This window comes from Arthrobacter pasteuri, assembly GCF_054510955.1.
The window spans coordinates 123204-145108 of sequence record NZ_JBTNDO010000005.1 but is presented as its reverse complement, the minus strand read 5'-3'; the positions used below and the strand labels follow the sequence as shown (position 1 = coordinate 145108).

Genomic DNA, 21905 nt, shown 5'->3' with positions numbered 1-21905 from the left:
GCTCGGGACCAGGCTCCGGGACCAGGCCTCGGGACGGCGGCTCGGACTAGAGCTTCGGGAGCTGACCGGTCGCGGGCGCTTGGTCGCCGGCGAGGGGCCGTGCGACGGGCACTTTCGTTCCGAGGACCTGCGCAACGACGTCGTGCGTGATCTTCTGGGCGGTCAAGCCGACTCGCTCGAGGACCTGGCTGCGTGAGCCGTGGTCGAGGAACTCGACGGGGAGACCCACCTCGTTGAGGGCGGTGTCGACGCCCGCCGAACGCATCTCCTGCCGGATCCTCGAGCCGACGCCACCGGCGCGCACGCCGTCCTCGATGACGATCACGATGCGGTGCTCGGAGGCCAGGTCGATCACCGAACGGCGGACCGGCAGGAGCCAGCGGGGATCGATGACCGTGGAGCTGATGCCCTGCGCGCCGAGCCGGTTGGACACGTCGAGTGCCAGCTCGCTCATGGCGCCCACGCTGACGATCAGGACGTCGTTGGTGCGTGAGCCGGCGGGCCTTCGCGAGAGGACGTCGACCCCGTCCCGGAGTCGCTCGACGGCTTCGACCTCGGCCCCGACGGAGCCCTTGGAGTAGCGCACGACGCTCGGCGCGTCCGAGATCGCGACGGCTTCCCGCAGTTCCTCCCGCAGCCGGGTGGCGTCGCGCGGGGCAGCGAGGTGCAGCCCCGGGACGGCCTGCAGCATCGCGAGGTCCCACATGCCGTGGTGGCTCGCGCCGTCGGGACCGGTGACCCCCGACCGGTCGAGGACGATCGTCACGCCGGCCTTGTGCAGGGCGACGTCCATCAGGAGCTGGTCGAACGCCCGGTTCAGGAAGGTCGCGTAGAGGGCGATGACGGGGTGCAGCCCGCCGTACGCCATGCCGGCGGCGCTCGTGACGGCGTGCTGCTCGGCGATGCCGACGTCGAACACGCGCTCCGGGTGCCGTGCGGCGAAGCGGTGCAGCCCGACGGGGATCAGCATGGCCCCGGTGATGCCGACGATGTCCGGGCGCTCGTCCGCGATGTCCGCGATCTCGTTGGCGAACACGGAGGTCCAGGACTGCTGGCCCGCGGCGTCCACCGGCTCACCCGTCTCCGGGTCGATGATGCCGACCGCGTGGAACTGGTCGGCCTCGTGTGCACGGGCGGGCGCGTAGCCGTGGCCCTTCTCCGTGATCGCGTGCACGATGACGGGGCCCTCGTAGTTCTTGGCGAGGTGAAGCGCCTGTTCGACGGCGGACTGGTCGTGGCCGTCCACGGGTCCGACGTACTTCATGCCGAGGTCCTCGAAGAGGCCCTGGGGGGCCCACCAGTCCTTGATGCCCTTCTTCATGGCATGGAGGCTCTTGTAGCTGAACTCGCCCACGGGGCCGCCGGTCTGCATGCGCTGCTTGAACCAGTCCAGGGTGCCCTCGTAGACGCGGTGGGTGCGCACGGAGTCGAGGGTCGGACGCAGTGAGGCGAGGTAGTCGGCGACGCCGCCGATGGTCGGGGCATACGAGCGGCCGTTGTCGTTGACGACGATCACGACCCTGCGACGCTTGTCCGCGGCGATGTTGTTCAGCGCTTCCCAGGCCATGCCGCCGGTGAGCGCGCCGTCTCCTACCAGGACGACGGTGTAGCGGTCACCTTCGCCGCCCAGCACGCGGGCCCGGGAGATGCCGTCCGCCCAGGAGAGCGAGGACGAGGCGTGGGAGCTCTCGACGACGTCGTGCACGGACTCCGCCCGCGACGGGTAGCCGGACAGCCCGCCCTGCTGGCGCAGCGTGCTGAAGTCCTGCCGTCCGGTGACGAGCTTGTGCACGTAGGACTGGTGGCCGGTGTCGAAGATGATGCTGTCGCGCGGCGAGTCGAAGACGCGGTGGATGCCGAGGGTCAGCTCGACCACCCCGAGATTGGGGCCCAGGTGCCCGCCGGTGCGCGAGACGTTGCTGACCAAAAAGGCGCGGATCTCCTTCGCGAGTGCTGTCAGCTGCGCATGGCTGAGTTTGCTCAGGTCCTGTGGGCCGTGGATCGTCTCCAAGAGTCCCATCGGCGCCTCCTCGGTTCGTTCGGTGTGGCGGGTCATCGCCGTCGATCTCGTTAACTCTAACGTCGGGGATTCGGAGCGGTGCCATCGACAGCTTGCTTCCGCCGGGTTCGAACCCGCTGCGTGCTCAGGCCGGAGGCGGCAGGATCCGCGCGAAGGACTCCATGTGGTGCGTGTGCGGGTACAGATCGAAGACGCGCAGCGCGTCGAGCGACCACCCGGCGCCGAGGAAGTAGCCGAGGTCGCGCGCGAACGACGCCGGATCGCAGGACACGTAGCCGACGGCGCGGGGACGGGCCTGCACGATCTGCCGTACGACCTTCCTGCCTGCTCCGGCCCGCGGCGGATCGAGCAGGACGGCGTCGAGCGGTTCGGTCCATCGGCCGAGCACGGCATCCACCCTGCCCTGCACGATGGACACGTGGTCCTGCCCATGGAGGTTGCGCCGGGCGTCCCGGCTCGTCCCGGGTGAACCCTCCACCGACAGCACCGCGCCGTCCGGTCCGACGGCGCGTGCGAGCGGCACGGTGAACAGGCCCGCTCCGGCGTAGAGGTCGGCGATGCGCTCCCCCGCCGCGGGCTGCACCCCGTCAAGCACTGCCGTGACGAGGGCCTCCGGCGCGCCCCGGTGGATCTGCCAGAAGCCGGCTCCGGTCACGCGGTAGTCGATGCCGAGGACGCTCTCCTGGAGCCACGTCCGGCCCTTCAGCCGCTGGATCTGACCGGACTCCGCATCGAGCACGCCCACCGAGGCGCCGCCGATGGAGGACGCGACGGACGCGACGCGGCGCGGCGACGTGCCGGCGGCCGGAACGAGCAGCACGAGGGGCTCTCCCCCGCCCGAGGGCACGGCGACGTCGACCCGCTCGATGCCGGTGAGCTCCAGCGTCCACAGTCGGAGATCGTTGATCGCCGCGACGGCCAGGGGCATGTCCCGGACCGGGACGACCGCGTGCGAGCGGTGCAGGTGCATCGCGAGGCGCCCGGCGGCGTCGACGGCAAAGGCAGCCCGGGTACGCCAGCCCAGCCCGTCCACCGCCTCACCGGGCGCCGCTTCGACGGTCACCGTCCGGTCGGTCCTGGCCAGGCGGGACAGCTGCTCCTCGAAGATCTGCGCCTTGAGCCTGCGCTGCTCCGCAAGGTCGATGTGGCCGAACTCGGCCCCACCCACCGCCGAGCGGCCCCTGGCTGCAGCCTTCAGGGCGTCGGCGACGGGCCACGGGTGGGCCACGCGGTGCGGCGAGGCCCGGAGCACCTCGACGGCGTCGGCCCGCCAGAAGCTCGCGTCGTCGTCCGTCTCGGTGAAGCGCACCCGGACCACCTCACCCGGCAGTGCATGCCGGACGAAGACCACACGCCCCTCGTGCCGGGCGACGAAGTGTCCGCCGTGTGCCGGCCGTTCGATGGTCAGCTCGGCCGTGCTGCCGGGGCCGGGTGCTGCAGGCTCCTCCACCCCTGCGGTCGAGGGGGCGGCGGCTGGTACGGCGTCGGTCATGGGTGTCTTCCTACTTCAGGTCCTGGTAGATCTGGGCCGCGTCGGAGGACGCGAGCTGCCATGGCACGCTGGCGACCATCACCCCGGGCACGAAGTGGAGGCGTGTCTTGATGCGGAGGGCGGTCTGGTTGTGGACCAGTTGCTCCCACCATTTTCCCACCACGTACTCGGGGATGTAGACCACGATGAGATCCCGTGGAGCGTCCCTGCGGATCATCCGGATGTATTCGAGGATCGGGGTGATCGTGTCGCGGTAGGGAGAGGCGAGGACGGTGATCGGCACCGGGATCTCGTGCTTCTCCCAGTCGGCGAGCGTCCGGCGGGTCTGCTCGGGGTCGACGTCCACCGTGATGGCGTCCAGGCGCGACGGGCGCGAGGCGCGCGCGAAGGCCAGTGCCCTCAGGACCGGCTTGCGGACGTGTGAGACGAGGATCACGGCGTGCACGCGTGAGGGGAGGGCACGCAGCCGGACGGCGTCATCGATCGCGAGTTCCTCGTCCACGGCGTCGTAGTGCTTCTTGATGCTGCGCATGACGGCGAACAGGATCGCCATCGCGAGCACCGCGATCCAGGCGCCGTGCCCGAACTTCGTGACGAGGATGACGGCGAGGACCGCGGCGGTGAGCCCGAAGCCGAGCGTGTTGATGGCCCGGGACTTGCGGACCTTCCAGCGGTCCTGCTTGCCCACCGTGCTGTGGAGGACCCGGCTCCAGTGCAGGATCAGTCCGAGCTGGCCGCCGGTGAAGGACACGAAGACCCCCACGATGTACAGCTGCACGAGCGCGGTGACGTCCGCGCGGAACACGAGGATGAGCACGACGGCGCCGAGGCCGAGGGCGAGGATCCCGTTGCTGAAGGTCAGCCGGTCCCCCCGGGTGCGGAGCTGGCGCGGCAGGTAGCCGTCGGTCGCGAGGATGGAGGCGAGCACCGGGAAGCCGTTGAAGGCGGCGTGACCGGCGAGCATCAGCACGAGCGCCGTCGCCACGACGACGAGGTAGAAGGCGGGAGATCCGGCGTCGAAGACGGTCCTCGCCAGCTGGCTGACCACGGGCGCCTGGATGTAGTCGTCGGGAACGGGGCGACCGTCGAGCAGCAGCTGCGCGGCGGGGTCCTGCACCACGTGCACGCGGGTCGCGTTCGCGAGGTAGAGAACGCCTGCGAGCATGGCCGAGGAGACGACGCCGAGGATCAGGAGCGTCGTCGCGGCGTTCCGGCCCTGCGGAGCCTCGAAACGCGGGACATTGGACACCGGCCCCTCCAGGCCGGTCAGCGCCGCGGCTCCTGCCGAGAACGCCCGGAGGATGAGGAGTGCGCCGGCCAGACCCACCAGCCCGGCATCGAGTGCCGCATCCGGGACGATCTCGAACTGCGCGCTCGGCGCCGGCGCGAGCGTCCCCGAGAGGGCCTGGACCGTCCCGGTGGCACACAGGGCGAGGATCCCGGCGAGGAAGGCATAGGTGACGACGGCGCGGGCACGGACGCCGCGCGTGATGCCGCGCAGGTTCAGCAGGACGAGCACCGCGACACCCACGACGGCGAGGGCGATGCGCAGGTCCTCCAGTGCCGGGGCGAGCGAGACGAGGTACTGCGCCGCGGCGGAGACCGAGACGGCCACGGTGAGGAGGTAGTCGATCATGAGCGCGGAGGCGACGGTGGTGCCTGCGATCGGGCCGATGTTCCGCTTGGCGATCTCGTAGTCGCCGCCGCCCGATGGGTACGCGCGCACGGCCTGACGGTAGGAGGCGACGACGACGAGGAGCACGGCGATGACGGCGAGTCCCACCCAGGGCGAGATGGCGACGGACGCCACTCCCGCCAGGGCGAGGGTCAGCAGGATCTCGTCCGGGGCGTAGGCCACCGAGGAGAGCGCGCTCGCGGAGAGGACGGGCAGGGCGAGGCGCTTCGGCAGGCTCCTGTTCCTCAGCCTGTCGCTGGCGAAGGGCTTGCCCACCAGCACCCGCTTGACGGCCTCGAGAAAAGTCAGCACAGCCCTCAGACTAGCGCGTCCGCGCGTCCCGCCAGCCACTAGGCTTGATGCTGGTACGGCTCGGGACAGCAGGATCTACAGCAGGATCTACAGCAGGAATCAGGGGTGCCCTCGGTGGCTCATTTTGTGATCATGGGATGCGGCAGGGTGGGGGTCAGCCTCGCGCACACGCTCGACGATTCCGGCCACTCGGTGGCGATCATCGACCAGGACGACCGCGCCTTCCGCCGCCTGCGTTCCTCCTTCGGCGGACGCAAGGTCACCGGTGTGGGCTTCGACCGCGAGACGCTCAAGTACGCGGAGATCGGGAACGCCTACGCCTTCGCCGCCGTCTCGAGCGGGGACAACTCCAATATCCTTGCGACCCGCGTCGCTCGTGAGACCTTCCACGTGCCCCACGTCGTCGCCCGCATCTACGACCCGGGACGCGCCGAGATCTACCAGCGACTCGGCATCCCCACCGTCGCAGCCGTGCGCTGGAGCGCCGACCAGGTGCTGCGCAGGATCCTGCCCGAGCAGGCCATCAACGGCGACTTCCGCGAGACCTCCGGACGGCTCATCCTCGGCGAACTGGCCCTGAGCGATGCGTGGCTCGGCAGGTCCCTCAGGAGCATCGAGGCCGCGAGCGGCGTCCGGATCGCGTACATCACCCGCTTCGGTGAAGGCATCCTGCCGACGGCGGAGACGAGCTACCAGCAGGGGGATATCCTGCACGCCATGATGAAGACGACGGCGACCGACGAGATCGGGCGCATCCTCGCCGCCGCACCGAAAGAGGAAGTCCAATGAGGGTTGTCATCGCCGGCGCCGGGAGCGTGGGCTCCTCCATTGCGCGGGAACTGCTCGGCAACAAGCACGAGATCCTGCTCATCGACGAGAAGCCGGAGGTCATCGGTCGCAGCGGGCTCAAGGGAGCCAAGTGGCTGATCGGCGATGCGTGCGAACTGACGACGCTCAAGGACGCGCGCCTGGACGAGGCCGACGTCGTGGTGTCGGCGACGGGCGACGACAAGGTGAACCTCGTGGTCTCGCTGCTCGCCAAGAGCGAGTTCGGCGTGGGCCGCACCGTCGGTCGCGTGAACAATCCGAAGAACGACTGGATGTTCGACGACTCCTGGGGCGTGGACGTCGCCGTCAACACGCCGCGGCTCATGACGGCCCTCGTGGAGGAAGCCGTGGAGATCGGCGACCTGGTGCGCCTGCTGACGCTGCAGACCGGGGTCTCCTCGATCGTCGAGTTCACCGTGCCCCAGGATTCACCGCTGGTCGGCGGGACGATCGGGGCGATCCGCCTGCCCGAGGACTGCGCGGTGGTGGCCGTGCTCCGGGACGACTCCCCCATCACGCCGAGTCCCGACGACGTCGTCGAAGGCGGCGACGAGATGTTCTTCCTCGCAGCGATCGCGGCCGAGGACGAACTGCGGGTCGCGCTGTCGGCCCGCAACGACGGCACCGAGAGCTAGGAGCCGGAGGCCGGGGAGACGGGCGGGCGCGAGACGACCCACGCGAGCCACATACCGAGCGCGTAGAGCGGCAATCCCATCGCGACGCGCGTCGAGCCGAGGGCCGCGACGTTCTCCATGAGGTAGAGGGGCACCTGCACCACGAGTCGCAGGGCCAGCACCGAGACGATGATCCAGGTGGCGATCGAGTACGCGCGGACGCGGGCGGCGTCCCTGCGCCATTCGATGCCCTCGTTCCGGAGGAAGCCGAAGAGCAGCCCAGCGAAGGGCCAGCGGAGGGCCACCGATGCGGCCATCGCGATGATGTAGCCGCCGTTGATGAAGAACCCGGGGAGGAAGAAGTCCTCCGCGTTGCCCGTCCGCAGCGCGACGAAGGCGCAGAAGGCGACCCCCACGAGCCCGGCGAGGGCCTGGGTGACCGGCGTCCGGGAGACGAGCCGGACGACGGTGAAGACTGCGGACACTGCCAGCGCCGCCACGAGCGACACCGGAAGGTTCGTGGTGATGGTGAAGAGGATCGTGAAGACGAGCCCGGGCGCGATGCTCTCCGCCAGCCCCTGCACGCCGCCGATCGAGGACAGGACGTCGATCTGGCCGGCGTCGTTGCGCCGCACACCGGACTTCGCGGCGTACTGCGTCGCCAGTTCCGCCGCCGTCGGGGCCGCCTTGCCGGCGGCCGGGCCGTCGACGGCGTCGTCCTCGGGCCCGGGGCGGGCGCCGGGGTCGTTCGCCGGATGGCTCATGTCGGGTTCCTCATTAGTACTCCTCGGGACGGCCGATGATCTCGTAGCGGGGGTTGTAGACGGTGGGCGTGCCATCGACCCGGCTCAGCATGCCCTCGAACCGCAGGGAGACCCCGGCTTCGATACCGGGCACGCGGCGCTGGCCCATCCAGACGATGCGCACGTTCTCCTTCGCACCGTTCCAGTCGATCCTCACGAGGGCGGTGAACGACGGCGAGGACGTCACAGGCGCGATGGTGATCCTGTCGATGACGCCGCCTGCCTTGATCCTGCCCCGCTCGGGCAGGGCGGCCGGCAGTCCGGCAGGCGCCGCGGGTACGGGCCGGCCCGCTGGCCCCGAGGGGTCGGCGGAATCTGGTGCGTACTGCCGGGCGGGCATGACGGACTAGCGGGTCTCGGTGATCTCGGGACCGCGCTCCAGCGGGTTCAGGTCCGGACGGATGGGAGCGGGAGCGGAGGGCGTGCCTGCGGTCGCGTCCTTCGGCAACCGGAGCTGCAGCAGTTCCCGCGGCGGGAGGGGGTGGTCGCCGCGGACGACGACGACGCTGCGGAAGAGCTTCTCGACGGCCACCGCAGCCCCCTGCTCCAGGGCGGCCGGGCCACCGAAGACGCCGCGGAGGAACCACCGCGGACCGTTGACCCCCACGAAGCGGGCCACGCGGACCCCTGCCTGACCGTCGGGCGTCTGTGCGGGCAGCTTGGCGAGGAGTTCGGTGCCGAGGCGGCCCGGGCGCTCCTCGACCGTTCCACCCTGCGATCCCACGGAGGCGCCGATCTGCTCCCTGATCTCGTCCCAGAGCCCTTCGGTCTTCGGCGCAGCGAAAGCCTGGAGCTGCAGCGTGGAGCCGCCGAGGTCCAGGGTCACCGCGATGACCCGCTTGCTGCGTTCCTCGACCTCGAGGCGCAGCTGGAGACCCTCGGCAGCGTGGATGCGGAGGGCTCCGAGGTCGATGTAGCCGGTGTCGGTGTCCTTCTCCGACACGTCGAACGGCCCCAGTGCGGCCCGGTCGTAGTCGGCGGTGGACACGTGGCCGGCAGGCACGGCCTGCGCCCGTCCGGCGCTGGCCGCTGCAGGACCACCGCCCACCGCATCGGCGGAAGCCGGCGTCTCCGGGGATTCAGTCTCCGGGGATTCAGCCTCCGAAGATTCAGTCTCCGAGGATTCAGTCTCCGGGGATTGCGTCTCCGGGGATTCGACGGCGACGTCGACCGGGGCTGCCGGTTCCTCCGGTTCCTGCTGCACCGACGCGTCGGCGTCGTCCTGCTTCTTCTTCCTGAGGCGCCCAAAAGCCATGTCGGGTCCCTTTCCTTCTGGCGTATCCGAGGTGTCTGACAATTCTGCGATCCCTGAAGGGGAAAGTCGTGTGGCGCCGTGCAGCGCCGGGCGGGTCAGCCGCCGGCAGCAGTGGCCGCGGGCGTGGCCTTGATCGGGCCGAACCCGCCGGTCGAGCCGAACCCGCCCGTACCCCGTACGCTCTCGGGCAGGTCGTCCACCACGGCGAATGCGGCGCGCTCCACGCGCTGGATGACCAGCTGCGCGATCCTGTCGCCCCGCGCGAACGTGACGGCCTCGTGCCGGTCCGTGTTGAGGAGGCATACCTTGATCTCGCCCCGGTAGCCGGCGTCGACGGTACCCGGCGCATTGACGATCGTCACGCCGTGGCGCGCTGCGAGCCCGGACCGCGGATGGACGAGGCCCACATAGCCGTGCGGAAGGGCCATCGCCACTCCCGTAGGGACGAGTGCCCGTTCGCCGGGCTCGAGGACGAGGTCGACGGCGGTCCGCAGGTCCGCACCGGCGTCACCCTCGGTGACGTAGGCGGGTGGCTCGAGACCGTCGTCGAGCATCAAGATCTGGACCGGGAGGTCCTGCTGTGTACCCATTGACCGCATCTCCCACGCAAGCTATCCGGTTACCAGCCCCCCACTTTAGCGCCTTTGCCCGAGCCCTACCTGACAGTCCCGCCCGGCCTCGACCGGCCCCCTCCGGCCTCCTCCGGGATGAGACGGTCCGCAAATGGTGGAATGCTGGTTCCATGTCCAGCGCTGCAGGGGAAGCCCCCCAGAACACACCCGACCAGGCCGTCCTGTACGAGGAGCGCCTCTGGCCGTCGTTCTGGGTCTGGCTCATCGCGGCGGGATTCTCCTCCGCTGTGATCGTGATGTTCGCGCCGATCTCGATGGCCGTCGGATACGGGGCCGCCGCCGTCGTCGCGGTGATCGTCTTCACGCTGCTGGTCCTGTCCACGCCGCGCATCGCGGTGACCGCGACAACCCTGACCGTGGGCCGCGCGACGATCGAACGGATGTACCTGGGGTCCGTCGAATGGTTCACCGGCGAGGATGCCACGCACCAGCGCGGCCCCGGCCTGAACGGCCTCGCCTACCTCTGCATCCGGGGCTGGATCTCACCCGTGGTCCGCGTCGAGGTCACGGACCCCGAAGACCGCACGCCGTACTGGCTGGTCTCCTCACGGCACCCGGAACGGCTCGCGGCAGCACTCGCGGCCTGACGCCTCCTGGGCGGGGGCACCCGAGCACCGGATCGGGCGGCACCCGGCGTGTCAGCCCTCGCAGTCCACGCAGTACAGCTGCCCGCCCCTGTCGAGGGCGATCTGCGAGCGGTGGCGTACGAGGAAGCACGAGGCGCAGGTGAACTCGTCGGCCTGGGCCGCCAGGATCTCCACCGAGATCTCCTCGCTGGAGAGATCCGCCCCCGGCAGGTCGAACGAGTCGGCTGCTGCCAGTTCGTCCTCGTCGATCAGTGCCGTCCGGAGGACCGGAAGGTGCCCCTTGAACTCGTCGACCTGGGTGTCGCCCTCGTCACCCGCCGTCGTGCGCGGCGCGTCGTAGTCTGTCGCCATACCTGTTCTCTTCCACTCCCTAATCTCCGGCCATCTATTCGGCCACATGTGCGGGCATCCCGCAAGCTGCCTCCACGGCTCCCATAACGCCGGGAGTCCGGAATTTGTGCCCGCTGCCGTGGCGACGGCCGCCACACCTTCCCTCGTAGTAGGAATGGTTGCCATTCAGTGGCAGAGTTTCACCTAGGAATCATTGTCGGCTGGAGGAATAGATGCAGGAGTTACGCCTGGTGGGTGTGGATGGCGAGCATCTGCTGTTGAGCGGCGAGCAGGGCACGTCCTACCGGCTGCCCATCGACGACGAACTGCGGGCAGCGAGCACCCCGGCCGGCCCGGAAGTGCCGGCCCCCGCAATCCCGGAGGAGCCTCGCCGGAAACCTCCGAAACCTCCGGTCCACCTGACGCCCCGGGATATCCAGGCACGCATCCGTTCCGGTGCGACGGCGGACCAGGTCGCCGCCGAATCCGGTCTCGACCTGGCGCACGTGCAGCGCTACGAGGGACCCGTCCGCGCCGAGCGCGACTACGTGGCCTACCTCGCGCAGCGCGTCGAGGTGGCGTCGCCGCTGCCGAGCCACGACGGCTACCGATCCGCCTTCGGTGACAGCCCCGCACTGCTCGGGGACATGGTCGCGTTCCGGGTGCAGAGCTACGGGGTGGATCTCGGGTCCCTCGAGTGGGACTCGTGGCGCCGCCCTGACGGCTCGTGGCACGTCGAGGCGTCCTTCGACCTGCCGGAGGGCTCCAAGGTCGATCTGGGCGAGCAGCCGCCCGCCCAGTGGACCTACAACCCGACCCGCAAGACGGTCACCAACGGCAACCGGTGGGCGCAGGTGCTCAGCGAACTCGAGCCGCTCGACACCCCCCTGCCGTCCCGCCGGCTCAGCGCGGTGGCCGACCGCGTCTTCGATTTCGAGGCGGAGAAGGCGGACGAGGCGCCGGACGGGACTCCTGCCGACCAGGACGGCCTGCTGGACGTCCTCCGGTCGCGGCGCGGGCAGCGCATCGGCGCCGACGAAAAAGGCGACGACGCCCTTGCGGCGCTGTTGTCGCGGGGCGGCATCCCTGCCGCGCATCCCCGGGACGAGGAGACCGCGGGCCAGGACGGATCGGAGGACCAGGACGGCCCGGTCCAGGGCCTGGCGCTCGCCCCTTCGTCGGCAGCCGGCAGGGACGATGGGGACGACGGCGGTAACGACGACGACAGCGACGGCGGGGCCGACGCTGGAGCCGATGGTGACGTACTCGAGGGCGCGGCCGCTGATTCGGCGCACCACGACGACGGCATGCCGAGGCTCTACGACGGCGTCAGCACGGATACGCGCGAGATCAGCATCTTCGCGCAGCCCACCCGCAGGCTGCAGCCCCCCGCGGTAGCGCGGCAAGGAGCCGACGGAGTGGCCGGCGGCGGGGTGTCCGGCGGCGGGAGCCGCCCAGCGGGCAGGAACTCCGGCAAGGACACGGGCGGCGGTTCCAGCAGGGACACGGGCGGCGATGCGGGCACCCAGTCCGGCAAGGGCGCAGAGGCCAGCCCGGAACGCCGCGTCAAGCCGAAGCGGTCCAGCGTCCCGAGCTGGGACGACATCGTCTTCGGTCGCAAGGGCGAGTAGCGGGCGGCAGACCCGTCCGTCAGCCGGCAGAAGTGCCCTGGCGGACGCCGGCCACCTGACGCCGGCGCCACCCTATGTCCGTGCAACCGGACGACCGGCACTACGTGACAACCGAGCCACCTGGTGGGTGCCACCAAGATGAGCGGACGTCAGGAGCGCGCGCCGGGCTCCGCACCCTGCAGCTGGTTTCCCCTGGTCCCGAGCTGCCCGGCCGGACTCTCGTCGAAGGGCAGTGGCGCCTCGTTGGAGAACAGCGACGGCGACGTCCGTGACGTCTGCCGACGCATGTGGTGCCGGCGGCAGAGGGTCTCGTAGCCGACGGTCGGTGCCGGGCCCGCGCCCGCCTGATGTTCGATCGTCGGCCCGGCGTTGATGTCGAGGGACTGGTCGAGGGGCTGGTCGACATCCCCCACGACCATCTGGTCGCCCTCGACCACCATGACGCCGTCGACCGTGCGTGCGTTGTGCGTGGCGCGCTTGCCGCACCAGCACAGCGCCTCGACCTGCAGGACCTGGACGCGGTCCGCGAGCTCGATCAGCCGCTGCGAACCGGGGAAGAGGCGCGTGCGGAAATCCGACGTGATGCCGAAGCTGAAGACATCGATGTCCATCTCGTCGACGACGCGCGCGAGCTGGTCGATCTGGTCCACCGTGTAGAACTGGGCCTCGTCGCAGATCACGTAGTCGATCCGCGCTCCCATGGTCTGCCGCAGGGTCAGCTCGACCCAGAAGTCGGTCTCCGGGAAGACCTCGACCGCGGGCACCTGCAGGCCGAGGCGGCTCGAGATCATCGATTCGCCCGCGCGGTCATGGGAACTGAACAGCACTCCCCGCCGTCCGCGTGCCTTGTGGTTGTGGTCCATCTGGAGCGCGAGCGTCGATTTCCCGCAGTCCATGGTGCCCGAGAAGAACAACAGCTCAGCCACGGCCGGCCCCCTTGCTACTCCCCCGGCGCGAACCGCCGCCGGCGGGTTTCCTCAGTGTCAACAGCGGGATGTCGCGCTCCGCCCGCGTGAGGGAGCCGTGCTGCCCCACCATCTCGAACGCGGCGGGCTGCACGCGCCGCCCGTCGATGAGGGCGATGCCCTCGCGTGCCAGGACGAGGAGGTCCCCGATGCGCGGCACCACGGAGTCCGCCACGGCGCCGAAGTACCCCCCTGCGATCGCCTCGTCCCGGGTCAGGACCCACGCGCGGGACCCGAAAGCCTCGTGCCAGCGCAGTGCCAGCGTGTCGCGCTCGCTGCCGGTGAGCGCCGGATCGAGGTAGAGGTGGAGCATGCGGGCTTCGCCGCCCGTGTGGGCCACACCCTCGACGAGCTCCGGACGCTCGGAATAGTCGATGCGCTGGGACGGCGGGACGTCCACCATTCCATGATCGGCCGTGAGGAGCAGCAGCGTGTCGGGCGGTACCCGGCGGGCGAGGAGCTTCAGCGCAGCGTCCAGGTCCTCCAGCGTCCGCAGCCACTCCCGGGAGTCGACGCCGTGCCGGTGGCCCGCCTTGTCCAGGTCGTTGAGGTAGAAGTACATGAGCGTGCTCGGCGCCTTCGCCAGGTGTTCCGCGGCCGCGTCGATCCGTGCGTGGATGGTGTCGGCACCGACGAACGTCCCGCCCCGCAGTGCCGCCTGCGTCATGGGTGAGTCGGCGAAACGGGACTGGCTGACCGTCACGACCGGCAGGTGGGCCGACACGCGTTCGAAGACGGTGGCGTGGGGTTGCCACGCCCGGGGATCGACGCCGTCGTCCCAGCCCCCGAGCATGTTGACCACCCTCCCCTGCGCGGGGTCGAGCACGTCGTACCCCACCAGTCCGTGCTGCCCCGGCGGCAGGCCCGTGCCCAGGCTGGCGAGCGACGCCGCCGTGGTGGACGGGAACGCGGAGGAGAGCACGCGCGCGGAGTCCAGGCTCTCGCGCAGGAAGGGCGCATGGGCGGCGTACTTCCTGAGCAGCGCCATGCCGAGACCGTCCACCATGATGACGGCGATCCGCTTCGAGGAGGGCATCGCGAGCGCGTTGGAAAAACCGTCGACGCCGAGTGCCGCGGCGGCACTGGTCATGACCTCGGCCAAAGTGGAGGCGCCGTAGGCAGGAGGCGAGGGCAGGGGCTCTCGATGCGGGAGAGGCATCAACCGCTACCGCTGATGGGCCCGGTTGAACCGCCCGCCGAACCCGGGCTGGCGCCGCACGGCGTCGGGCGCCGCGATGTACCCGCCGGCGACGGGGCTCGCCGTGTTGACCTTCCGCAGCGCGCGCGCGAACCCCTTGGCGTTCTGTACCGCCTGGACGCCGTCGGCTTCGGCGCTGACGCGCAGGACGATGTCCTCCTGCGCGACCGTCCCCGTGAACCCGTGGTCGGCGTCGCACTGGGGGTCGCCGCAGCTGGCAGGACCGATGTCGAGGCGCTGCCCGCCCGACCAGGCGATGGCGAGCGTCATCTCGCGGACCTGGTCGCTGGGCTTGTAGTCCTGCGGCTGTGCGTACAGGTAGCTGAGCACGACCGAGCGGATCTGGCTGACGGGAACGGACTCGGTCGAGACCTGCGCCATGACCTGCTCCCCCGCGTCGTCGAGCTGCTGGTCGTCCACGTGCGTGATGACCAGCATGTCCTCGGTGAGGACGAGCACGGTGATGTGCCGGTGCACCTCGGTGCGCTCGAAGTGCGTCTCCAGGTGGGCGACGTGGGACAGCGGCTCACGCCCGTCGAGGGCGTCGTGGACGACGTCGGCGACGAGCCGTGGGTAGAAGCCTGCCCGCTCGAGCGATGCATCGAGGTCACGCCACGGGGCGGAAAGCGATGGGGTCATGTCCCCAGTTTCCCCCACCGGGCCGTGTTGTGCCTAACCCGCGGGCGTCAGTCGCGCATAGCGCGGCGTGCGCTGTCGGTGCGCCGCTGGGGGTTGCCGACGTCGATCGCGGCGCTCAGTACCGAGAGGCCCGACGTCGCGACGAGGACCGGGTTGAGATCGAGCAGGGCAATCTCCGGGTGGTTGTCCTTCATCAGGGCGACGCGCGCCACGAGGTCCTCGATCGCGGCGACGTCGGCGGGCGGCAGTCCCTGGTAACCGAAGAGCTTGCGGGAGGCCCGGGGCGCCCGGACGAGGTCCGCGATGTCCCCCGTGCTGAGCGGGGGCACGGCGTGGGCCCAGTCGTCGAGCAGGTTGACGGCGTCGCCGGCGAGACCGAAGGACACCACCGGACCCATGAGCGGATCCTCGATGGCGCGGAGGCTGCACGCCTGGCCGGAGGGCGCCATCGACTGCACCTCCATGCCGAAACTGCCGAAGGGCGCGAGGGCCTTCTCCATCTGGGTGATGGTGCGCCGCAGGGACTCGGCGTCGTCGATGGCCAGCCGAACCCCTCCGAGGTCGAGTCGATGCCTGAGGTGCTCGTCCATCGTCTTGAGTGCCACCGGCCAGCCGAGGCGGTCCGCTGCCTCCACCGCTTCGTCGGCGGAGGCGAACCGCGCCGACGGCAGCAGCCCGATGCCGTAGGCACCCAGGAGGGCTGCGCACTCGTCCGGGGAGAGGCGCGTGAGTTCGACGTCGGCGACCCGGGCCCGGACGCCGGTCAGGACGCGCGTGGCCTCGTCGACGTCGACGCCGTCCGGGTCGAGGAACTCGCCGTGGTCTCGGGAGCGCCACAGTGAGTACCGCACAACGGCGCCGAGCGCGGCCAGCGCAGCTCCGGGGCTGGGGAAGCACGGCAGTCCGCGCTGCAGGGGCAGCGGAGCGGCCTCCACCGCAGCGGCGGCGCCGGGACCCTGCGCGGGCGCGGATCCTGCGCCGGCCCCCTCGAGGGGTACCCGGACCGGATCGGCTCCGCCGTCCGCGGCCCAGTCCGCAGGTACCCGCAAGGCCGACGGCGGCGCCGCGACCAGCCCGTCGAGCTGCAGGCGCACGTCGAGGATGCCGGTGAAGGAGGCGATGACCGGTTTTCCGGCGTCCTCGGCGCACTGCTGCAGCCGGGCCGCGACGGCCTCCGCGGTGAGGCCACGGGCTGGGAGCGTGGTGACGATCGCCGCATGGACGGACTCGTCGCGCAGGGCGTCGCCCACCGCCGAGGCCAGGGCGGGCAGCGCGACGGACTGCCCGGTGTCGAGCTGCAGCCCGGCCTCCAGCCGTGCGACCGTCATCCCCTGCGACACGACGCCGTCCGCGACCACCTTGCCGAGTGCCGACGAGTTGCTGAAGACGGCCACGCCGGATCCCCGGGGCAGCGGCTGGCTCGCGACGATCTGCGCGATGTCCATCAGCTGTTCCGTCGTCTCGACCCGCATGACGCCGGACTGCCGCAGCATCGAGTCGAGAGCACCCGCCGGGGCCTGGGAGGTCCGCACGGCGTGTCCCGGCGGAAGCTGCAGCCCCGTGACGTCCGATTTCGCCACGATGACGGGCTTGGTCCTCGCGAGTCGGCGGGCGATGCGGGAGAACTTCCTCGGGTTGCCGATCGACTCGAAGTACAGGCCCACGGCGCGCGTGCTCGGATCGTCCTCCCAGAACTGCATGGCGTCGTTGCCGGACACGTCGGCGCGGTTCCCCGCGGAGATCACCGAGGACACCCCGAGCCCCCGCCGCCGCGCGCTGGCGTACAGGAGTACGCCGAGGCCCGCGGACTGGCTGAACAGCGACAGCGCGCCGCGCTGCGGGAGGTCAGGGGCCATCGAGGCGTTGAGCCGGACCTCGGGGTCGGTGTTGACGAGCCCCAGGGAAGCCGGGCCGACCACCCGCATGCCGTGCGCCCTGGCCTTGTGCACGAGGGCACGCTGGCGGGTGAGCCCCTCGTCGTCCTCCGCATAACCGGCCGTGGCCACGAGGAGGCCACGGACCCCGGCGCGGGCACACTCGTCCACGACGGCGTCCACCTGCTCGTGCGGCACGGCGATGACCGCCAGGTCCACGGGCTCCGGCACCTCGGCGACCGTGGCGTGGGAGACCAGGCCGTGCAGCTCGAAGGCCTCGGGATTGACCGCGTAGACCCTTCCGGTGAACCCGCCGTCGATCACGTGTTCGAGCAGGGCATACCCGACAGTGCCCTCCTCGCGGCTCGCGCCGATCACCGCGATCGACGACGGCGTCAGGAGTTCGGCCATACTCCGCGCCTCGGCGCGGTGCTCGCGGGCCTCCATGACGCCCTGCGACTTCCGGGTGGGGTCGATGTCGAAGCTCAGCACGACGACGCCGTCGTCGAAATGCCGCTGTACCTCGTACCCCGCTTCGGCGAACACGGTGATCATCTTGCGGTTCTCGGGGAGGACCTCCGCGGCGAAGCGCCGGATGCCGTTCTCCCGGGCGGCGGCCGCGAGGTGCTCGAGGAGGATGGAACCGACCCCGCGACCCTGGTGGTAGTCCGAGACGTTGAAGGCCACCTCCGCCTCCAGCGGGTCGTCGAGGCGGTCGTAGCGCCCGATGCCGATGATGTCGGCGCCGCGGGTGATGACGAAGGCGACGCGGTCCCGGTGGTCCACCTCGGTGAAGCGCTTGAGCTCCTTGTCGCTCAGCGACGCCTTGTAGGTGAAGAACCGGAGGTAGATCGAATTCCTGGACTGCCGCACGTGGAACGCCTGCACCGCGTCCGCGTCGGACGGCGAGATGGGCCGCAGGTGCGCCGTCCCGCCGTCGCGCAGGACGACATCAGCTTCCCAATATTCCGGGTATTGTCCGTCCGCCACCATAGACTCAGGGTAGTCGGCATCCCCCGGACGTGGGCCGGACCGCTGCCGGACCCGCCCCGCGGACCACGGATGCCTGCCGACCACCGATTTCGCACACCCGAGTTGTTGAGGAACCGCCACGCATATGGCCAGGCGCCAGAGCTCCGCTCCGCCGGAGGATTTCACCGAGAAGATCATCGACATCGATGTCGAAGCCGAGATGGAGGAGTCCTTCCTGGAGTACGCGTACTCCGTGATCTACTCGCGTGCACTGCCCGACGCACGCGACGGACTGAAACCCGTCCAGCGCCGCATCCTGTACATGATGACGGACATGGGCCTGCGCCCCGACCGCGGCCATGTGAAGTCGGCGCGCGTCGTCGGCGAGGTCATGGGCAAGCTGCACCCGCACGGGGACAGCGCCATCTACGACGCCATGGTGCGCATGGCCCAGAACTTCTCGCTGCGGCTCCCCCTGATCGACGGGCACGGCAACTTCGGTTCGCTCGACGACGGACCGGCAGCCGCACGCTACACGGAGGCCCGCCTGGCCGCGGCCGCCCTGACGATGACGAACCACCTCGACGAGGACGTCGTCGACTTCGTCCCGAACTACGACAACCAGCTCACGCAGCCGGAAGTGCTGCCGGCCGCCTTCCCGAACCTGCTCGTCAACGGTGCCAGCGGGATCGCCGTCGGCATGGCGACGAACATGGCCCCGCACAACCTGGGCGAGGTCGTCGCCGCCGCGCGGCATCTGATCGCGAACCCCGATGCGTCGCTCGAGGACCTGATGCGCTTCGTCCCCGGGCCGGACCTTCCCAGCGGCGGCAAGATCGTGGGGCTCGAGGGCGTCCGTGATGCCTACGCCACGGGCCGCGGTTCCTTCAAGACGCGCGCCACCGTGACGGTCGAGCAGCTGTCGGCGCGGCGCACGGGGCTCGTGGTCACCGAACTTCCCTACACCGTGGGGCCCGAGAAGGTCATCGAGCGGATCAAGGACGCCGTCACCTCCAAGAAGCTGCAGGGCATCTCCGACATCGTCGACCTGACCGACCGCACGCACGGCCTGCGGCTCGTGATCGAGCTGAAGAACGGCTTCAACCCCAACGCGGTCCTCGCGCAGCTGTACCGCTTCACGCCGATGGAGGACTCCTTCGGCATCAACAACGTGGCCCTCGTCGGCGGACAGCCCCGGACCCTCGGGCTCGTGGAACTGCTGCAGGTCTACATCACCCACCGGATCCTGGTGGTGCGCCGCCGCACGTCCTTCCGGCTGCAGCGCAAGCGGGACCGCCTGCACCTCGTGGAGGGCCTGCTCATCGCGATCGTCGACATCGACGAGGTCATCCAGATCATCCGGTCCTCGGACGAGGCGTCCGCGGCACGCGAGCGCCTGATGTCCATCTACGACCTGTCCGAGATCCAGGCCAACTACATCCTCGAACTGAGGCTGCGCCAGCTCACCAGGTACTCGCGGATCGAGCTGGAGAAGGAGCAGGAGCAGCTCCGTCTCGACATCGCGGAGCTCGAGGCGATCCTCGGATCCGAGGAGCGACTCCGCACCCTCGTGTCCGACGAGCTCGCCGAGTTGTCCGAGCAGTTCGCCACGCCCCGGCGCACGGTGCTGCTCGAGTCGGAGGCCGCGGCGCCGCTCAAGGGCTCCGTCCTCCCCGCTCCGGCCGGCAAGGGCGCCAAGGCGCTCGTGCCGCTCGAGATCGCCGACGACCCCTGCTGGGTGCTGCTCTCGGCATCCGGACAGCTGGCGCGCACCTCGGACCGCCAGCCGTTCGGCGACGGGCAGCGCATCAAGCACGACGCGTTCCGCTCCGTGCTGCCCTCGACGGCGCGGGGCGAGGTGGGGGCCGTGACGTCCGCTGGCCGGATGATCCGCCTCCAGGTGATGGACATGCCCGCCCTCCCGCCCACCGCCGGTGTGCCGAACCTCGCGGGCGGGGTGCCGTCGTCGGAGTTCATCACGCTCGAACGCGGCGAATCCCTCGTGGGGCTGGCGCCGCTCAGCGGCGTGGTCGCGGTGGGGACCGCGCAGGGCGTGGTCAAGCGCGTCCAGCCGGACTATCCCCTGAACCGGGACGACTGGGAGGTCATCTCGCTCAAGCCGAAGGACTCGGTGGTGGGCATCGCCTCCGCTGCGGACGAGGACGACCTCGTCTTCATCACGCGCCTCGCACAGCTGCTGCGCTTCCCGGCGTCGGCGGTACGGCCCCAGGGCCGCACGGCGGGTGGCATGGCCGGTATCAAGCTCGCCGCCGGGGATGCCGTGCTGCACTTCGGTGCCGTCGCACGGAACGACGAGCAGGGCGTGGTGGTGACGGTGGCCGCAGCGGGAGACGCACTCCCCGGTACGACGGCGGGATCGGCGAAGGTCACGGAATTCTCCGAGTACCCGGTGAAGGGACGCGCCACGGCCGGTGTGCGGGCGCACCGCTTCCTCCGTGGCGAGGAGGCACTCTCGCTGGCCTGGGCCGGTCACGGTCCCGCGCGTGCTGCCTCCGCGAACGGGGTCGCCCGGGCGTTGCCGACGGAGCACGGTCGGCGCGACGGCTCCGGCGTTGCGCTGACGCAGCAGATCGACGCCGTCGGGCCCAGCCTCCTCGGTCTCATCGAGGCGTCGCGCCCGTCGGTTCCCGCAGCGGGCGGACCGCTGCCCGATGCACAGGCCGTCGGGGCGCCGTCGGGCCGGGCGCGGGCGCAGGGCGCCGGGAACGACGGCGCGCAGGGCACACTGCCCTAGGCCTACCGCGCTCAGCGGGCATAGCGGTTCGGGGTGGATCGGGTTCCGGGTCGAGCGCGAGGCCGATCCTGCGGTCCGGCCGGCACTGCCGCGGTGTGAGAGATCCGGTTACAGTCGCGCCTGCGGCAGGGTGAGGATCTCGGCTCCCTCGTCGGTGATGGCGATGGTGTGCTCGCTGTGTGCCGACCGGCTGCCTGTCGCGCTGCGCAGCGTCCACCCGTCGGCGTCGGTGACGAGTTTCGCCGTGTCCGCCATGATCCACGGCTCCAGTGCGAGCAGCAGCCCGGGGCGGAGGATGTAGCCCCGTCCGGGACGTCCGGTGTTGGGGATGTGCGGGTCCTGGTGCATCGTCGATCCGATGCCGTGGCCCCCGAAGGCGGTGTTGATCGGATACCCCGCCTCGCTGAGGACCGCGCCGATGGCGGAGGACAGGTCGCCGATGCGGGCTCCGGGTCGTGCAGCGGCGATTCCTGCGGCCAGCGCCCGTTCGGTCGCGCCGATCATCGCCATGCTCTCAGGGGGCTGCGATGCGCCGACCACGAAGCTGATGGCGGAGTCCGCAGCGATCCCGCGGAGCGAGACGGCGAGGTCGAGCGTCAGCAGGTCGCCGTCGGCGAGCGCGTAGTCGTGCGGCAGGCCATGGAGCACCGCGTCGTTCACGGACGTGCAGATGTAGTGGCCGAACGGCCCACGTCCGAAGGACGGCTCGTAGTCGACGTAGCAGGACTGCGCTCCGGCCTCCACGATCAGGGTCCCGGCCCACGCATCGATGTCCAGGAGGTTCGTCCCCACCGTGATGCGGTTCTTCAGGGTCTGCAGGATGTCGGCGACCAGGGCGCCGGCATCCCGGGCCCGGGCCAGCTCGGAGGAGTTCAGGATCTCGATCATGTGCGGCGCCCTTCGTACGCGACCAATAACTATACCGGCCATATTATCCCGGTACTAGAATCGGAGCCATGGTCAGATTGCCGCTCACTCCGGACGAGGTCGAGCGCGGACAGCGCCTCGGTGCCCTGCTGCGCCGAGCCCGCGGAGAGCGCTCGATGCTCGGCACCGCGCTCGACGCCCAGGTCTCACCGGAGACCCTTCGGAAGATCGAGTCGGGGCGTGTGGCGACACCGGCCTTCCCGACCATCGCTGCGATCGCGGAGGTGCTCGGCCTCTCCCTCGATGCGGTGTGGGCGGAGATCAATCAGCCCCGACGGGATGCCGAACCGGCCGTGTCGGACCCCGGCGCACCCGAGCGGTTGGCGTCGTAGGTCCCGCTCCAGCGGCTGGGGCAGCCCGCGAGCGGGAGGTCTCCAGCTGCGGGATCAGTCCGTC

General features: G+C 70.4%; 19 protein-coding genes. 6 read left to right on the top strand and 13 right to left on the bottom strand.

Annotated features, from left to right (window positions below; translation table 11 throughout):
* Positions 1-46 precede the first annotated feature (46 nt).
* The 3 genes from dxs to ACX80H_RS16015 form a co-directional block, all read right to left on the bottom strand.
* Entirely contained in the window at positions 47-2020 is a 1974-nt protein-coding gene (dxs, locus tag ACX80H_RS16025; protein WP_459314398.1) for a 1-deoxy-D-xylulose-5-phosphate synthase, read from the bottom strand.
* A 124-nt stretch (positions 2021-2144) separates the two neighbouring features.
* Positions 2145-3512 carry a class I SAM-dependent RNA methyltransferase gene (locus tag ACX80H_RS16020; RefSeq protein WP_459314397.1) on the bottom strand — a complete coding sequence of 456 codons (1368 nt, stop codon included), beginning with the start codon at positions 3510-3512 and terminating at the stop codon, positions 2145-2147.
* A 10-nt stretch (positions 3513-3522) separates the two neighbouring features.
* On the bottom strand, positions 3523-5499 hold the full coding sequence (locus ACX80H_RS16015) for an APC family permease (protein WP_459314396.1): 1977 nt from the start codon (positions 5497-5499) through the stop codon (positions 3523-3525).
* A gap of 114 nt (positions 5500-5613) precedes the next feature.
* Between ACX80H_RS16015 and ACX80H_RS16010 the strand changes: the two genes are divergently transcribed.
* On the top strand, positions 5614-6288 hold the full coding sequence (locus ACX80H_RS16010; RefSeq protein ID WP_459314395.1) for a potassium channel family protein: 675 nt from the start codon (positions 5614-5616) through the stop codon (positions 6286-6288).
* Positions 6285-6962, top strand: a complete 678-nt coding sequence (locus ACX80H_RS16005) for a potassium channel family protein (protein WP_459314394.1) — start codon at positions 6285-6287, stop codon at positions 6960-6962. The genes ACX80H_RS16010 and ACX80H_RS16005 overlap by 4 nt, the downstream gene beginning before the upstream one ends.
* Here the strand turns inward: ACX80H_RS16005 and ACX80H_RS16000 are convergent.
* From ACX80H_RS16000 to dut, 4 genes are all read right to left on the bottom strand, one after another.
* On the bottom strand, positions 6959-7705 hold the full coding sequence (locus tag ACX80H_RS16000) for a DUF3159 domain-containing protein (protein ID WP_459314393.1): 747 nt from the start codon (positions 7703-7705) through the stop codon (positions 6959-6961). The two genes, ACX80H_RS16005 and ACX80H_RS16000, sit on opposite strands and share 4 nt — an antisense overlap.
* Before the next feature lie 13 nt (positions 7706-7718).
* Positions 7719-8084: a single stranded DNA-binding domain-containing protein gene (locus tag ACX80H_RS15995; RefSeq protein ID WP_459314392.1), complete on the bottom strand. Its 366-nt coding sequence runs from the start codon at positions 8082-8084 to the stop codon at positions 7719-7721.
* Between the two features lie 6 nt (positions 8085-8090).
* Positions 8091-8999, bottom strand: coding sequence for a DUF3710 domain-containing protein (locus tag ACX80H_RS15990; protein ID WP_459314391.1), 909 nt, complete (start codon positions 8997-8999; stop codon positions 8091-8093).
* Positions 9000-9094: 95 nt separating this feature from the next.
* Positions 9095-9598: a dUTP diphosphatase gene (gene dut / locus ACX80H_RS15985; RefSeq protein WP_459314390.1), complete on the bottom strand. Its 504-nt coding sequence runs from the start codon at positions 9596-9598 to the stop codon at positions 9095-9097.
* Between the two features lie 143 nt (positions 9599-9741).
* On the opposite strand from dut, the gene ACX80H_RS15980 reads away from it, so the two are divergent.
* Positions 9742-10218 (top strand): DUF3093 domain-containing protein, encoded by a 477-nt coding sequence (locus tag ACX80H_RS15980; protein WP_459314389.1) that lies wholly within the window; start codon positions 9742-9744, stop codon positions 10216-10218.
* Positions 10219-10269: 51 nt separating this feature from the next.
* On the opposite strand, the gene ACX80H_RS15975 is transcribed toward ACX80H_RS15980, so the two are convergent.
* Positions 10270-10569 carry a DUF4193 domain-containing protein gene (locus ACX80H_RS15975; RefSeq protein ID WP_459314388.1) on the bottom strand — a complete coding sequence of 100 codons (300 nt, stop codon included), beginning with the start codon at positions 10567-10569 and terminating at the stop codon, positions 10270-10272.
* 212 nt (positions 10570-10781) lie between these two features.
* Here ACX80H_RS15975 and sepH point away from each other — a divergent pair, with 212 nt between their 5' ends.
* Positions 10782-12179 carry a septation protein SepH gene (sepH, locus tag ACX80H_RS15970; protein ID WP_459314387.1) on the top strand — a complete coding sequence of 466 codons (1398 nt, stop codon included), beginning with the start codon at positions 10782-10784 and terminating at the stop codon, positions 12177-12179.
* A gap of 149 nt (positions 12180-12328) precedes the next feature.
* Here sepH and ACX80H_RS15965 read toward each other — a convergent pair whose 3' ends face one another.
* The 4 genes from ACX80H_RS15965 to ACX80H_RS15950 form a co-directional block, all read right to left on the bottom strand.
* Complete coding sequence (locus ACX80H_RS15965) at positions 12329-13105, bottom strand: thymidine kinase (RefSeq protein WP_459314386.1); 777 nt, start codon at positions 13103-13105, stop codon at positions 12329-12331.
* Positions 13098-14234 carry an alkaline phosphatase family protein gene (locus tag ACX80H_RS15960; protein WP_459314385.1) on the bottom strand — a complete coding sequence of 379 codons (1137 nt, stop codon included), beginning with the start codon at positions 14232-14234 and terminating at the stop codon, positions 13098-13100. Before ACX80H_RS15960 ends, ACX80H_RS15965 begins: the two co-directional genes overlap by 8 nt.
* A gap of 75 nt (positions 14235-14309) precedes the next feature.
* A complete protein-coding gene (locus ACX80H_RS15955) occupies positions 14310-14981 on the bottom strand; it encodes a DUF5998 family protein (RefSeq protein ID WP_301228376.1) in 672 nt (223 codons plus the stop codon).
* Between the two features lie 47 nt (positions 14982-15028).
* On the bottom strand, positions 15029-17848 hold the full coding sequence (locus ACX80H_RS15950; protein ID WP_459314384.1) for a bifunctional acetate--CoA ligase family protein/GNAT family N-acetyltransferase: 2820 nt from the start codon (positions 17846-17848) through the stop codon (positions 15029-15031).
* Positions 17849-17972: 124 nt separating this feature from the next.
* On the opposite strand from ACX80H_RS15950, the gene ACX80H_RS15945 reads away from it, so the two are divergent.
* Positions 17973-20582, top strand: a complete 2610-nt coding sequence (locus ACX80H_RS15945) for a DNA gyrase/topoisomerase IV subunit A (protein WP_459314383.1) — start codon at positions 17973-17975, stop codon at positions 20580-20582.
* Positions 20583-20690: 108 nt separating this feature from the next.
* Here ACX80H_RS15945 and map read toward each other — a convergent pair whose 3' ends face one another.
* On the bottom strand, positions 20691-21470 hold the full coding sequence (map, locus tag ACX80H_RS15940) for a type I methionyl aminopeptidase (protein ID WP_459314382.1): 780 nt from the start codon (positions 21468-21470) through the stop codon (positions 20691-20693).
* Positions 21471-21538: 68 nt separating this feature from the next.
* On the opposite strand from map, the gene ACX80H_RS15935 reads away from it, so the two are divergent.
* On the top strand, positions 21539-21841 hold the full coding sequence (locus ACX80H_RS15935) for a helix-turn-helix domain-containing protein (protein ID WP_459314381.1): 303 nt from the start codon (positions 21539-21541) through the stop codon (positions 21839-21841).
* Positions 21842-21905: the final 64 nt, after the last annotated feature.

Bases quoted from the DNA above. Each gene is read 5' to 3' on its own strand.
- ACX80H_RS16005 (WP_459314394.1), top strand. From the start codon at position 6,285: ATGAGGGTTGTCATCGCCGGCGCCGGGAGCGTGGGCTCCTCCATTGCG.
- ACX80H_RS15955 (WP_301228376.1), bottom strand. From the start codon at position 14,981: ATGACCCCATCGCTTTCCGCCCCGTGGCGTGACCTCGATGCATCGCTC.
- ACX80H_RS15960 (WP_459314385.1), bottom strand. From the start codon at position 14,234: ATGACCAGTGCCGCCGCGGCACTCGGCGTCGACGGTTTTTCCAACGCG.
- ACX80H_RS15975 (WP_459314388.1), bottom strand. From the start codon at position 10,569: ATGGCGACAGACTACGACGCGCCGCGCACGACGGCGGGTGACGAGGGC.
- ACX80H_RS15950 (WP_459314384.1), bottom strand. From the start codon at position 17,848: ATGGTGGCGGACGGACAATACCCGGAATATTGGGAAGCTGATGTCGTC.
- dxs (WP_459314398.1), bottom strand. From the start codon at position 2,020: ATGGGACTCTTGGAGACGATCCACGGCCCACAGGACCTGAGCAAACTC.
- sepH (WP_459314387.1), top strand. From the start codon at position 10,782: ATGCAGGAGTTACGCCTGGTGGGTGTGGATGGCGAGCATCTGCTGTTG.
- ACX80H_RS15995 (WP_459314392.1), bottom strand. From the start codon at position 8,084: ATGCCCGCCCGGCAGTACGCACCAGATTCCGCCGACCCCTCGGGGCCA.
- ACX80H_RS15980 (WP_459314389.1), top strand. From the start codon at position 9,742: ATGTCCAGCGCTGCAGGGGAAGCCCCCCAGAACACACCCGACCAGGCC.
- ACX80H_RS16020 (WP_459314397.1), bottom strand. From the start codon at position 3,512: ATGACCGACGCCGTACCAGCCGCCGCCCCCTCGACCGCAGGGGTGGAG.
- ACX80H_RS15935 (WP_459314381.1), top strand. From the start codon at position 21,539: ATGGTCAGATTGCCGCTCACTCCGGACGAGGTCGAGCGCGGACAGCGC.
- ACX80H_RS15945 (WP_459314383.1), top strand. From the start codon at position 17,973: ATGGCCAGGCGCCAGAGCTCCGCTCCGCCGGAGGATTTCACCGAGAAG.
- dut (WP_459314390.1), bottom strand. From the start codon at position 9,598: ATGCGGTCAATGGGTACACAGCAGGACCTCCCGGTCCAGATCTTGATG.
- ACX80H_RS16000 (WP_459314393.1), bottom strand. From the start codon at position 7,705: ATGAGCCATCCGGCGAACGACCCCGGCGCCCGCCCCGGGCCCGAGGAC.
- ACX80H_RS15990 (WP_459314391.1), bottom strand. From the start codon at position 8,999: ATGGCTTTTGGGCGCCTCAGGAAGAAGAAGCAGGACGACGCCGACGCG.
- map (WP_459314382.1), bottom strand. From the start codon at position 21,470: ATGATCGAGATCCTGAACTCCTCCGAGCTGGCCCGGGCCCGGGATGCC.